A 12,984-nucleotide genomic window follows, 5' to 3' on the forward strand; every position below is an offset into this window, starting at 1 on the left:
ATGAGCAACGCGCCGGCACTGCTGTACTACGGCGACGATTTCACCGGCGCCACCGACGCGCTGGCCACGGCGGCGCGCTGCGGCATGCGCAGCCTGCTGCTGCTGGGCCTGCTGGACGCGCGGCGGCTTCGGGCCATCGGCGAGATCGACTGCCTGGGCATCGCCGGGGCGGCGCGCTCGATGCCGCCCGCCGAGATGCATGCCGAGCTGGCACCCGTGGCCGACCTGGCGCGCCGCCTGCGGCCGCGCGTGTTGCACTACAAGACCTGTTCCACCTTCGACAGCAGCCCCGGCGTCGGCAGCATCGGCGAAGCGGTGCGGGTGCTGGCGGCTGGCGTGGCCGAGGGGCAGGGCGGAGCGCCCGTGCACGTGCTGGGCGGACAGCCCGGCCTCGGCCGCTACTGCCTGTTCGGCAATCTTTTCGCCACGGCCGGCAGCGGCGGCGAGGTGTACCGGCTGGACCGCCACCCGACCATGAGCCGCCATCCGGTCACGCCGATGCACGAAGCCGACCTGCGCCGCCATCTGGAGCGCCAGGGGCTCGCCGGCGTCGGCCTGGTGCCCTGGACCTTGCACGCCGGCGGCGACGAGGCGCTCGACGCCGCTGTGCTGCAGGCGTGCGGTGACGACGTCCATGCCTTGTTGTGGGACGTGGGCGACGCGGCGCACCTGCACGCCATCGGCCGCCACTGGCGCCGCCGGCCGGCGAGTGGCACGCGCCTCGCGGTCGGTCCGAGCAGCGTGGTCGAAGCCGTGGCCGTGGCCGAGGGACTGGCGCCGTCGGCGACGGACCGCGCCGCTTCGCCGGTGGCACCGGCCCGAGGCCCGGTGCTGGCCCTGGCCGGCAGCCTGTCGCCGGTGACGGCGGCGCAGGTGGCGGCGGCGGTTTCCTTCGAGCCGGTGACGCTCGACGCGCGGCGCCTGGCGGCTCGCGACGACGCCTATCGGCTCGAAGCGGCGCGCACGCTGGCCGGCCATCTGGAGGCTGGCCGCCACGTGCTGGCCTGCACGGTGGCGGGGGAAGGGCGCAACCCGGACGTGCAGGCGCGCGACCTTGCGGTCGCCGGCGGGCAATTGCTCGCCGAGGTACTGCGCCGGGTACCCGTGCGCCGCGTCGGCATCGCCGGCGGCGACACTTCCAGCCACGCCGTGCGGGCGCTCGACGGCTGGGGCCTGCGCTACGTCGGCCCGCTCGGGCCGGGCGCGCCGCTGTGCCGGATGCACAGCGACCAGCCTTCGCTCGACGGCATGGAACTGATGCTCAAGGGCGGCCAGATGGGCGGGCCGGACATCTTCGAGCGGCTGGTGCACGGGACGACCGGGCGATAGTGCCACTCCGGGCGCGCCGCATCGAAAATGCGCGCGGGCCATGCCTATGGGCCTTGAAGTAAGCAACCGCAACCGGCGGCCGATCCCGGCCCGTTTGTTGCGTAGGATGGCCGCATGGTCACCGCCGAGCAGGCCTACCTTGTCGGTGGCTTCGCCCTCATGCTCCTCGTCGCCGGCTGGCTCGCCAGGACGGGCGTGCTGGTGCCGCTCGAGAAAGCGGGCAAGTACGCCAGCATCGACGGGTTGCGCGGCTTCGCCGCCACCTTCGTGTTCTTCCACCATGCCCACATCTGGCTGATCTACCGGCAGGGCGGCGTCTGGGAGGAGCCGGCGTCGAGGTCGTTCGCGCTGCTGGGCAAGGCGGGCGTCTGGGTGTTCTTCATGATCACCTCGTTCCTTTTCGTCGGGCGGCTGCTCGACGCCAGGGCGAAGGGCGGCTTCGACTGGCTGCGCTTCTTCGTCTCCCGGTTCCTGCGCATTGCGCCGCTGTATTACTTCGTCCTCGCCGTGATGGTGCTGCTGGTGGCGGTGTATGTGCGGCCGCGCGGCGGCATGGACACGGCGTCGGACATGCTGGCCTACGCGAAGTGGATCGCCTTCGGGGTGACGGGCCGGCCCGATTTCGCCGAGGTCGACGTGCTGCCGCTGACCGCGGGCGTGACCTGGACGCTGGCCTACGAGTGGACTTTCTATCTGGCCCTGCCGCTGTGCGCCTTCGCGCTGTCGGTGCGGGTCAACAAGGCGCTGCTGGCGGCCAGCGCCGCCGTCACGCTCGTGCTGCTGTACTACAACCACAGCTTTGGCTCGTTCGGCGCGTTCTTCCTCGGCGGGCTGGTGGCCTGGCTGGTGCGGGCCGGAACGCTGCGCGGCTTCGCCACGACGCGAATGGCGTCGGCGCTGTGCGTCGGCCTGATCGTGCTGCTGGTCGCGCTGCCCAAGGGGCGCCCGCTGCTCGACCTGGGGCTGCTGTTCGTCTTCTTCTGGCTGGTGGCCCAGGGTTGCACCGTGTTCGGGTGCTTCGCGCTGCGTTCCGTGCGCTACCTGGGGCAGATCAGCTACAGCATCTACCTGACGCACGGGCTGCTGCTGTATCTCTTGATGAGCCTGCGCGCCGGGTCGGCGCCGACGCTGCACGGCCACTGGCTGGCGGCGTGCGGGCTGGGCGTGGCGCTGGTGGTCAGCGCGTCCGTCACCTACCGGCTGTTCGAGCGGCCCTTCATGCGCCGGGTGGACTGGCTGACCGAGCGCCTGCGCCGGGCCGGCGCCGCGGCCACTCCGGCGCCACGGTAGCGCGCCCGGCGCGGAGAAGCCCGGGCAGGTTAGGCATCCGGCTCGCCGGGAGGCTCCTGGCGCGGGAATTGCTCCGTACACTGGGGTAAACCCGCTCCGTCCATAGGGACACCCAAATAGGCTGTATCGCCAGTCTGCTATGACGCATGGGGCGCCGCCCGGTATGTTCCAGGGTGGCCGAACAACTCGGCACGAGAGCCGCCACGATGAGCACGAATTCCAACACCGCCACCCAGCCGATCCGCTTCTACCACCAGGGCCGCGTCATCGACGTGGAGGGCGTCCACCCCACCCGCACGGTGCTCGACTGGCTGCGCGAGGACGCGCACTGCGCCGGCACCAAGGAGGGCTGCAACGAAGGCGATTGCGGCGCCTGCACGGTGGTGATCGGCGAACTGGCCGCGCCCGGCGCGCCCGGGGCCGTCGACGGCCTGAACCTGCAGACGGTCAATGCCTGCATCCAGTTCCTGCCCACGCTGCACGGCAAGGCGCTGTTCACGGTGGAAGACCTCAAGCGCCAGTGCAGCGCAGGCAGCCCGGGTGCCGCCGCCGCAACCACGCCCCATGGCGCCAAGCGCGCGACCGTGCCTTTGCACCCCGTGCAGCAGGCCATGGTCGACTGCCACGGTTCGCAGTGCGGTTTCTGCACGCCGGGGTTCGTGATGTCGCTGTGGTCGTCGTACGAGCATCACCAGGCCGACGGCACGCGCCCGAGCCGCCAGCAACTGGCTGACGAGCTGTCGGGCAACCTGTGCCGCTGCACCGGCTACCGCCCCATCCTCGACGCCGGCCAGCGCATGTTCGACCTGCCGGCGGTACGGCTCGACAGCCGGCCGGTGGTCGAGGCGCTGAAAGGCATCCAGGGCGATGCGGGCTTCGAGTATTGCGCCCCCCTGGGCGCCCGCACCGACCGTTTCCATGCGCCCCGGACGCTCGACGACCTGGCGGCGCTGCGCCAGGCCAATCCGCGCGCGGTGGTGCTGGCCGGCTCCACCGACATCGGGCTGTGGGTCAACAAGCAGTTCCGCGACCTGGGTGACATCATCTTCGTGGGCGACGTCGCCGAGCTCAAGCGGGTCGAGGAGCGCCAGGGCGAGCAGGGCGCCGAGCTGTACATCGGCGCCGGCGCCTCGCTGGAGGCGGCGTGGTCCGCGCTGGCGGCACGGTTCGAGGGGCTGACCGACGTCTGGCTGCGCTTTGCCTCGCCGCCGATCCGCCACGCCGGCACGATGGGCGGCAACGTCGCCAACGGCTCGCCCATCGGCGACTCCGCGCCGGTGTTGATGGCGCTGGACGCGCAGATCGAACTGCGCCAGGGCGCGCGCGTGCGCCGCATGCCGCTTTCGGACTTCTACGTCGACTACATGAAGAACCGGCTGGAGCCGGGCGAGTTCGTGCAGGCGGTGGCGGTGCCCATGTCGGTCGCCGCGCGCCGGGTGCGCGCCTACAAGATCAGCAAGCGCTTCGACTGCGACATCTCCGCGTTGTGCGGCGCCTTCTCGCTGGAACTGGACGGCCAGGGCCGGGTGAAGCAGGTGCGGCTGGCCTTCGGCGGCATGGCGGCAACCGTCAAGCGGGCGGCCCGCGCCGAGGCGGCACTGACCGGCAAGCCCTGGACGCAGGAAGCGGTGGACGCCGCCCGCCAGGCCCTGGCCGAGGATTTCACGCCCCTGAGCGACATGCGCGCCTCGGCGGCGTATCGTCTGCAGGTGGCGGCCAACCTGATCACCCGCCTGTGGCTGGAAACCCGCCTGCAGGACGCATTGCCGGTGCAGGAGACCAGCGTGTGGAGCGTGATGCCGCATGCCGTCGCCAGCGTCGGAACGCAAGGAGCCTGAACATGAACAAGCCAGTGGATCCCCGACTCCTGCAGAACGCCGAGGCATTCGCCGACTACGTGGCCAACACCGCCGCCCGCATCGACGCCGGCGCCGAGGCCAAGGCCCTGGCGCAGGGCGCGCGGGTGGGCATCAGCCGCCCGCACGAATCGGCCGCGCTGCACGTGGCGGGCGAGGCGACCTACGTCGACGACATTCCCGAGCTGACCGGCACGCTGCATTGCGCCCTTGGCCTGTCGCCGGTGGCGGCGGGCCGCCTGACCGGCATGTCGCTCGAGGTCATCCGCGCCATGCCCGGCGTGGTGGACGTGATCACGGCCGCCGATATCCCCGGCAGCAACGACTGCGGCTCGATCATCCACGACGACCCGATCCTGTGCAGCGGCGACATCCGCTACCTCGGCCAGCCCGTGTTCGCGGTGCTCGCCACCACCCGCAACGAGGCGCGCCGTGCCGCCGCCCGTGCCAAGGAGGTGCTGCAGGTGGAGGCGGCGGCGCCGGTGCTCGGCCCGCGCGAGGCGCATGAGAAGGGCCTGTACGTGCTGCCGCCGATGCACATGTCGCGCCGCACGACCGAGGGCGGCGCGCGCGCGGCCATCGACCGCGCGCCGCACAGGTTCAAGACCACCTTCGACGTCGGCGGCCAGGAGCAGTTCTACCTGGAGGGTCAGATCAGCTACGCCATCCCGAAGGAGGGCGGCGCGATGCTGGTGCATTGCTCGACGCAGCATCCCAGCGAGATGCAACACCTGGTGTCGCACGCGCTGGCCCTGCATGCCAACGAGGTGCAGGTCGAATGCCGGCGCATGGGCGGTGGATTCGGCGGCAAGGAGTCGCAGTCGGCGCTGTTCGCCTGCGTGGCGGCGGTGGCGGCGAGCAAGCTGCGACGGCCGGTCAAGCTGCGGCCGGACCGCGACGACGATTTCCTCATCACCGGCCGGCGCCATTGCTTCTGGTACGAGTACGAAGTCGGCTACGACGACGAGGGCCGCGTCCTGGGTGCCGAGGTCACCATGGTCTCGCGCGCCGGCCATTCGGCGGACCTGTCCGGGCCGGTGATGACCCGCGCCCTGTGCCACTTCGACAACGCCTACTGGCTGCCGGATGTCGAGATGCACGGGTATTCGGGCAAGACCAATACGCAGAGCAACACGGCCTTCCGCGGCTTCGGCGGGCCGCAGGGCGCCATTGCCATCGAGAACATCCTGGACACGGTGGCGCGCAAGCTCGGCCGCGACCCGCTCGACGTGCGCCGCGCCAACTTCTACGGGAAGGGCGAGCGCAACGTCACGCCGTACCGCCAGCCGGTCACCGACAACGTCATCGACGAGCTGGTGACGCAGCTGGAGACCAGCAGCGACTACCGCCAGCGGCGCGAGGCCGTGTCGGCGTTCAATGCCGGCAGCCCGGTGCTCAAGCGCGGGCTGGCGCTGACGCCGATCAAGTTCGGCATTTCCTTCAACATGCCGCACTTCAACCAGGCCGGCGCGCTGGTGCATGTCTACACCGACGGCTCGATCCTGGTGAACCACGGCGGCACCGAGATGGGCCAGGGCCTGAACACCAAGGTGGCCCAGGTGGTGGCCCACGAGCTGGGCGTGCGCTTCGAGCGCGTGCGCGCCACCGCCACGGACACGGCCAAGGTGGCCAACACGTCCGCCACGGCGGCGTCGACCGGCGCCGACCTGAACGGCAAGGCCGCCCAGGACGCGGCCCGGCAGATCCGCGAGCGCCTGGCCGCCTGCGCGGCCGCCCGCCACGGCGGCAAGGCCGAGGAGGTGCGTTTCGCCAATGACCGCGTGCTGGTCAACGGCCGCGAGTTCGACTTCTCCACCCTGGTGGCCGAGGCCTACACCGACCGCGTGCAGCTGTGGTCCGACGGGTTCTACGCCACGCCCGGCCTGCATTGGGACCGGGACACCATGACCGGGCACCCGTTCTACTATTTCGCCTACGGCGCCGCCGTGAGCGAGGTGGTGGTGGACACGCTGACCGGCGAATGGAAGCTGCTGCGCGCGGACGTGCTGCACGACGCCGGCCGCTCGCTCAATCCGGCGGTGGACATCGGGCAGGTGGAGGGCGCCTTCATCCAGGGCATGGGCTGGCTCACCACGGAGGAGCTGGTCTGGCATCCCAAGACCGGCATGCTGTCCACCCACGCGCCCAGCACGTACAAGATCCCGACCGCCAACGACTGCCCGCCGGTGTTCAACGTGCGGCTGTTCGAGGGCGACAACTTCGAGGATTCGATCCATCGCAGCAAGGCGGTGGGCGAGCCGCCGCTGCTGCTGCCGTTCTCGGTGTTCTATGCCATCCGCGACGCCGTTTCGGCCGCGGGCGGCCACAGGGTCGACCCGCCGCTGCGCGCGCCGGCCACTTCCGAAGCCATTCTCGACGCGATCACCGCGGTGCGCGCCGGCTGAGCCCGGCACGCCGCTGGCTCCCCGCATCGCCGGACAGGGATGCGGGGCCGGTGGCGGCTGCGTGACATCCACATATTCCTATTCGAGTGCGCGCTGTATAACTGCCCGCCCATAGACATGCGATGCGGGCCGCCATGAGAGAACAAGCGCTTTTCGACAAGATCGACCTCCACCTCATCCGTGTGCTTCATACCGTGCTGACCGACCGCAGTGTCTCGCGCGCCGCCATCCGCCTGGGCATGTACCAGCCGGCCGTGTCGGCGGCGCTCAAGCGCCTGCGCGACCTGTCGGGCGACCCGCTGCTCGTGCGCTCGGGCACCGGCATGGTCCCGACGGATGCCGGCCTGCGGATGATCGAGCCGAGCGCGGCCATCCTGCGCGCCGCCGAGATGCTGTTCTCGGATGCGCGCGGTTTCGATCCGCAGTCGACCGACAGCACCTTCCGCATCGCCGCGAGCGACTACCTCGACCCGCAGTTCCTGCCGCAGCTGGTCGCGCAGATCAAGGCGCAGGCGCCGGCCGCGCGCATCGAGATCCATCCGCTGAGTTCCGACTCCGACTACCACGCGCACCTCGCGCTGGGGCAGGTGGACGTGGTGATCGGCAACTGGGCCAAGCCGCCGGGCGACCTGCACATGGCGCGCCTGCTGGACGACGAACTGGTGTCGCTGGTCAACCGCGACCATCCGGCCACCCGGCGCGGCTGGGACGTCGATACCTGGCTCGCGCTGGACCACATCGCCCCGACGCCGCTGCACCCGGGCGCGCGCGGCATCGTCGACCACATGCTCGACGGCATGGGGCTGCAACGCAACATCGCGGCGCGCTGCGCGCACTTCAGCCTGATCCCGGACATGGTGGCCTCGAGCCTGCTGGTGCTGACCACCGGCCGGCAGTTCTGCGAGCGCTTCACCGAGCGCCTGCCCCTGACGGTGCTCGAATGCCCGGTGGCCCTGCCACGGCTGGAGTACTACCAGCTGTGGCACGAGCGCACCCATTCGTCCAATGCCGCGCGCTGGCTGCGCGAGCGCATCAAGTCGGTCGCGGCGTCGCTGCGGCCGTCATCGCCCTGAGTCCTCATTCCAACAAGCGAGATACGGAGACAACTCAAATGGAACTGATCGAAAAGGTGTTCAAGCTCAAGGAGCACGGCACCAGCGTACGCACCGAGATCGTGGCGGGCCTGACCACCTTCCTGACGATGGCCTACATCATCTTCGTCAACCCCAGCATCCTGGGCGAGGCGGGCATGCCCAAGGGCTCGGTGTTCGTGGCCACCTGCCTGATCGCCGCGCTGGGCACGCTCATCATGGGGCTGTATGCCAACTACCCGATCGCGCTGGCGCCGGGCATGGGGCTGAACGCCTACTTCGCTTTCGTGGTGGTGGGGCAGATGGGCTACTCGTGGCAGACCGCGCTGGGCGCGGTGTTCATATCGGGCTGCCTGTTCCTGCTGGTGACGCTGACGGGCTTGCGCGAGCTCATCGTGCGCGGCATCCCGGCGTCGATACGCGTGGCGATCACGGTGGGCATCGGCATGTTCCTGGCGCTGATCGCGCTCAAGAGCGCCGGCATCGTCGCCGCATCGCCGGCCACCTACGTGACGCTGGGCGATCTGCACACCGCCCCCGTGGTGCTCTCCACGCTCGGCTTCCTGGTGATCGTCTCGCTCGACAGGCTGGGCGTGCGCGGGGCCATCCTGATCGGCATTCTGGTGGTGACGGTGCTGTCGTTCTTCTTCGGCGGCAACAAGTTCCAGGGCGTGTTCTCGGCGCCGCCGTCGATCGAGCCGACGCTGTTCAAGCTGGACATCTGGGGCGCGCTCAAGGGCGGCATCCTGAACGTGGTGCTGGTGTTCTTCCTGGTCGAGCTGTTCGATGCCACCGGCACGCTGATGGGCGTGGCCAAGCGCGCCGGCCTGCTCAAGGAAGGCAAGATGAATCGCCTGAACCGCGCGCTGCTGGCCGACAGCGGCGCCATCTTCGCCGGCTCCCTGCTGGGCACCTCCAGCACCACCGCGTACGTGGAAAGCGCCGCCGGCGTGCAGGCCGGCGGGCGCACCGGCCTGACAGCGCTGACGGTGAGCGTGATGTTCCTGGCCTGCCTGGTGATCGCGCCGCTGGCCGGTTCGGTGCCGGCCTATGCGACCGCGCCGGCTTTGTTCTACGTGGCCTGCCTGATGCTGCGCGAACTGACCGAACTGGACTGGGGCGAGGTGACCGAGGCGGTGCCGGCCGTGATCACTGCATTGGTGATGCCGTTCACCTACTCCATCGCCAACGGGCTGGCCTTCGGCTTCATCAGCTACGCCGCCATCAAGCTGTGCACCGGGCGGGCACGGGACGTGCATGTGATGGTCTGGATCATCGCGGCGATCTTCCTGTTCAAGTTCATCTATATCGGCGGGCACTGACCCGGCGCGGGGAGGGACCGCCGGACCGTCAATAATTGCGCCCCATGACAGCACCTCCCCGTTTACAACTCGCGCAGATCACCAAGCGCTATCCGGCAGTCGTCGCCAACAGCGACGTCTCGCTTTCCGTGATGCCCGGGCAGACCCATGCGGTGCTCGGCGAGAACGGCGCCGGCAAGTCGACCCTGATGAAGATCATCTACGGCTCGGTCAAGCCGGACGAGGGCACGGTGCATTTCGACGGCCAGCCGGTGCTGATCCGCAACCCGCAGGAGGCGCGGGCGCTGGGGATCAGCATGGTGTTCCAGCACTTCAGCCTGTTCGACACGCTGACCGTGGCCGAGAACGTCTGGCTCGGGCTGGACCGGCACCTGGCCCTGGCCGAGGTGACCCGGCGCATCGTGGCCAAGGCGGCCGAGTACGGCCTGGACATCGAGCCCACGCGGCCGGTGCATACCCTGTCAGTGGGCGAGATGCAGCGGGTCGAGATCATCCGCGCGCTGCTGACCGACCCGAAGCTGCTGATCCTGGACGAGCCGACCTCGGTGCTGACGCCGCAGGCGGTGGAGCGGCTGTTCGTCGTGCTCCGGACCCTGGCGGCCCAGGGCTGCTCCATCCTCTACATCAGCCACAAGCTGCACGAGATCCGCGAGCTGTGCACCGCCTGCACGGTGCTGCGGGGCGGCAAGGTGACCGGCGTGTGCGACCCGCGCCAGGAAAGCAACGAGTCGCTGTCGCGCCTGATGATCGGCGCCGAGCCTCCGCCGCTGACGCACCGGCAGGCGCATGCCGGCGCGGTGGCGCTGTCGGTCAACCGGCTCGCCCTGCCGCGCGAGGACCAGTTCGGCGTGGACCTGGACGGCGTCAGCCTGCAGGTGCGCGCCGGCGAGGTGGTGGGCGTGGCCGGCGTATCGGGCAACGGGCAGAAGGAACTGCTGTACGCGCTGTCCGGCGAGGACACGCGGGCGCAGCCCGGCATGGTCGAGGTGCTGGGCCGGCCGGCCGGGCGCCTGCGGCCGCGCCAGCGCCGTGCGCTCGGGCTGCACTTCGTGCCGGAGGAACGGCTGGGCCGCGGCGCGGTGCCGACGCTCGGCCTAGCGCACAACCTGCTGCTGACCCGCGGCGAATCGGTGGGACGGGGCGGCTGGCTGCGCCTGGGCGCGCTGGAGAAGCAGGCGGCGTCCATCATCGGACGCTTCCAGGTCAAGGCCGGCGGGCCGTCGGCGGCGGCGCGCTCGCTGTCGGGCGGCAACCTGCAGAAGTTCATCGTCGGGCGCGAGATCGACGCGCAGCCCAAGGTGTTCGTGGTCTCGCAGCCGACCTGGGGCGTGGACGTCGGCGCCGCGGCGCTGATTCGGGGCGAGATCCTGGCGCTGCGCGATGCCGGTTGCGCCGTGCTGGTGGTCAGCGAGGAACTGGACGAGCTGTTCGAGATCAGCGACCGGCTGTACGTGATCGCCAAGGGCCGCATGTCGCCGTCGATCGACCGGGCCGACGCCACCGTGGCGCAGATCGGCGAATGGATGAGCGGCCTGTGGGCCGGCGCCGGCGCAGGGGAGGTGGCCCATGCTCAAGCTTGAACCGCGGCCGCAGCTGTCGCGCTTCTGGAGCTATGCCTCCCCGCTGCTGGCGCTGCTGGTCACCGTGCTGATCGGCGTGCTGATGTTCGAGGCGCTGGGCAAGGACCCGGTGCGCGGGCTGCAGGTGTTCTTCTGGGAACCCGTCAAGAACGCCTATGCGCTGGGCGAGTTGATGGTCAAGGCAACGCCGCTGCTGATCATCGCGCTCGGGCTGTCGGTGTGCTTCCGCTCGAACGTGTGGAACATCGGGGCGGAGGGCCAGTTCGTGTTCGGCGCGATCTGCGCCGGCGGCGTGGCGCTGCTGGCCGACAAGGGCACGGGCGGATGGATCGTCGCGGTCATCCTGATGGCCGGCGTGCTCGGCGGCATGGTGTGGGCGGCCATCGTGGCGTTGCTGCGCGACCGCTTCAATGCCAACGAGATCCTGGTCAGCCTGATGCTGGTCTACGTGGCCACGCTGCTGCTGAGCTACATGGTCTACGGCCCGTGGAAGGACCCGCAGGGGTACAACTTCCCGCAGACCAAGACCTTCGAGGCCGTCACGCAGATCCCGCGCCTGTTCAAGGGTTCGCGCGTGTCGATCGGGCTGGTGCTCGCCCTGGTCGGCGCGGCGGCGCTGTGGGTGTTCCTGTTCCGCACGCGTGCCGGGTTCGCCCAGCAGGTCGGCGGCCTGGCGCCGGCGGCGGCGCGCTATGCGGGCTTCTCGGCGCGCCGCGCGATCTGGATTGCGCTGCTGACGTCCGGCGGCGCCGCCGGCCTGGCCGGCGCACTGGAGGTGGCCGGACCGATCGGCCAGCTCAACCCGTACGTGCCGGCCGGCTACGGCTTCGCCGCCATCATCGTGGCCTTCGTCGGACGGCTGCACCCGGTGGGCATGATCTTCTCGGCCATCCTGATGAGCATGTTCTACATCGGCGGCGAACTGGCGCAGTCGCGCCTGGGGCTGCCCAAGTCGCTGACCGGCGTGTTCCAGGGCCTGCTGCTGTTCTCGCTGCTGGCCTGCGACACGCTCATTGCGTACCGCATCCGGCGCAAGGCGCGGCCGCGCGCGCAGGCGGGCGGCACGGCGTCGCTGCAGGCCAGCACGCCGCTGACCGCCGGGCCGGCCCCGCTGACCCGCTCGCACGGCACGGAGAACTGAGCGCACCATGGAAACCTACGCACTGCTCCTGGGCTCCACCCTGTCCGCCGGCACCGTGCTGGCCATCGCCGCGCTGGGCCTGCTCATCAACGAGAAGGCCGGCATCGTCAACCTCGGGGCCGAGGGGATGATGCTGTGCGCCGCCATCGCCGGCTTCGCCACCGTGGTCCACACCCACAACACCTGGCTCGGCTTTGTCGCGGGCATGGCGGCCGGCGCGCTGCTGGCCGCGGTGTTCGGCGTGCTGGTGATCTGGCTCAACACCAACCAGTACGCCACCGGCCTGGCGCTGAGCCTCTTCGGCGTGGGCTTCTCGGCCTTCGTCGGCATCGGCTACGTCCAGGCACGGCTGCCCCAGGGCGGCGGCTGGTCGATCCCGGTGCTGGGCGACATTCCGTTCGCCGGGCCTGCGCTGTTCCGGCATCACCCGATGGTCTACCTGGCGGTGCTGCTGACGGCGGCGCTGGTCTGGTTTCTCTATCGCACGCGCGCCGGGCTGGTGCTGCGCTCGGTCGGCGAATCGCCGGAGTCGGCGCATGCGCTGGGCTATCCGGTGCGGCGCATCCGCTTCCTGGCGGTGATCGCGGGCGGCGCGCTGTGCGGGCTGGCCGGTGCCTACCTGTCGACCGTCTATACGCCCCTGTGGGTCGAAGGCATGGTGGCGGGCCGCGGCTGGATCGCGCTGGCCCTGACCACCTTCGCCACCTGGCGCCCCGTGCGCGTGCTGCTGGGCGCCTACCTGTTCGGCGGCGTGACCATGCTGGGCTTTCACCTGCAGAGCGTCGGGGTCAACGTGCCCAGCCAGTTCCTGAGCATGCTGCAATACGTGGCGCCGATCGTGGTGCTGGCCATCATCTCGCGCAATCCGGCGTTCATCCGGGTCAACATGCCCGCGTCGATCGGGAAACCGTTCTACCCCGGCTCATAATCTGCTTTGTACGTAATTGTTTCCATTGCAACCCGCCCTTCG

9 protein-coding genes are annotated in these 12,984 nt (G+C 70.2%); all 9 read left to right on the top strand.

What is annotated here, in order from left to right; all coding sequences use genetic code 11:
- The 9 genes from VES41_RS13475 to VES41_RS13515 all read left to right on the top strand — a co-directional run bounded on the left by VES41_RS13475 (position 1) and on the right by VES41_RS13515 (position 12,942).
- A complete protein-coding gene (locus tag VES41_RS13475; RefSeq protein WP_324818077.1) occupies positions 1-1,329 on the top strand; it encodes a four-carbon acid sugar kinase family protein in 1,329 nt (442 codons plus the stop codon).
- Between the two features lie 114 nt (positions 1,330-1,443).
- On the top strand, positions 1,444-2,619 hold the full coding sequence (locus tag VES41_RS13480; RefSeq protein WP_324817696.1) for an acyltransferase: 1,176 nt from the start codon (positions 1,444-1,446) through the stop codon (positions 2,617-2,619).
- A gap of 206 nt (positions 2,620-2,825) precedes the next feature.
- Positions 2,826-4,457: a xanthine dehydrogenase small subunit gene (gene xdhA, locus VES41_RS13485; RefSeq protein ID WP_324817698.1), complete on the top strand. Its 1,632-nt coding sequence runs from the start codon at positions 2,826-2,828 to the stop codon at positions 4,455-4,457.
- Between the two features lie 2 nt (positions 4,458-4,459).
- Positions 4,460-6,880, top strand: coding sequence for a xanthine dehydrogenase molybdopterin binding subunit (gene xdhB, locus VES41_RS13490; RefSeq protein WP_324817701.1), 2,421 nt, complete (start codon positions 4,460-4,462; stop codon positions 6,878-6,880).
- Between the two features lie 134 nt (positions 6,881-7,014).
- Complete coding sequence (locus VES41_RS13495; protein ID WP_324817703.1) at positions 7,015-7,953, top strand: LysR family transcriptional regulator; 939 nt, start codon at positions 7,015-7,017, stop codon at positions 7,951-7,953.
- 38 nt (positions 7,954-7,991) lie between these two features.
- Positions 7,992-9,293: an NCS2 family permease gene (locus tag VES41_RS13500; protein ID WP_324817706.1), complete on the top strand. Its 1,302-nt coding sequence runs from the start codon at positions 7,992-7,994 to the stop codon at positions 9,291-9,293.
- Between the two features lie 44 nt (positions 9,294-9,337).
- Positions 9,338-10,873 carry an ABC transporter ATP-binding protein gene (locus VES41_RS13505; protein WP_324817709.1) on the top strand — a complete coding sequence of 512 codons (1,536 nt, stop codon included), beginning with the start codon at positions 9,338-9,340 and terminating at the stop codon, positions 10,871-10,873.
- Positions 10,860-12,014 carry an ABC transporter permease gene (locus VES41_RS13510; RefSeq protein ID WP_324817712.1) on the top strand — a complete coding sequence of 385 codons (1,155 nt, stop codon included), beginning with the start codon at positions 10,860-10,862 and terminating at the stop codon, positions 12,012-12,014. The genes VES41_RS13505 and VES41_RS13510 overlap by 14 nt, the downstream gene beginning before the upstream one ends.
- Before the next feature lie 7 nt (positions 12,015-12,021).
- Entirely contained in the window at positions 12,022-12,942 is a 921-nt protein-coding gene (locus VES41_RS13515) for an ABC transporter permease (RefSeq protein WP_324817714.1), read from the top strand.
- Positions 12,943-12,984: the final 42 nt, after the last annotated feature.

Origin of the sequence: Variovorax sp., from assembly GCF_035634955.1 — a bacterium.
GTDB lineage: Bacteria > Pseudomonadota > Gammaproteobacteria > Burkholderiales > Burkholderiaceae_C > Variovorax.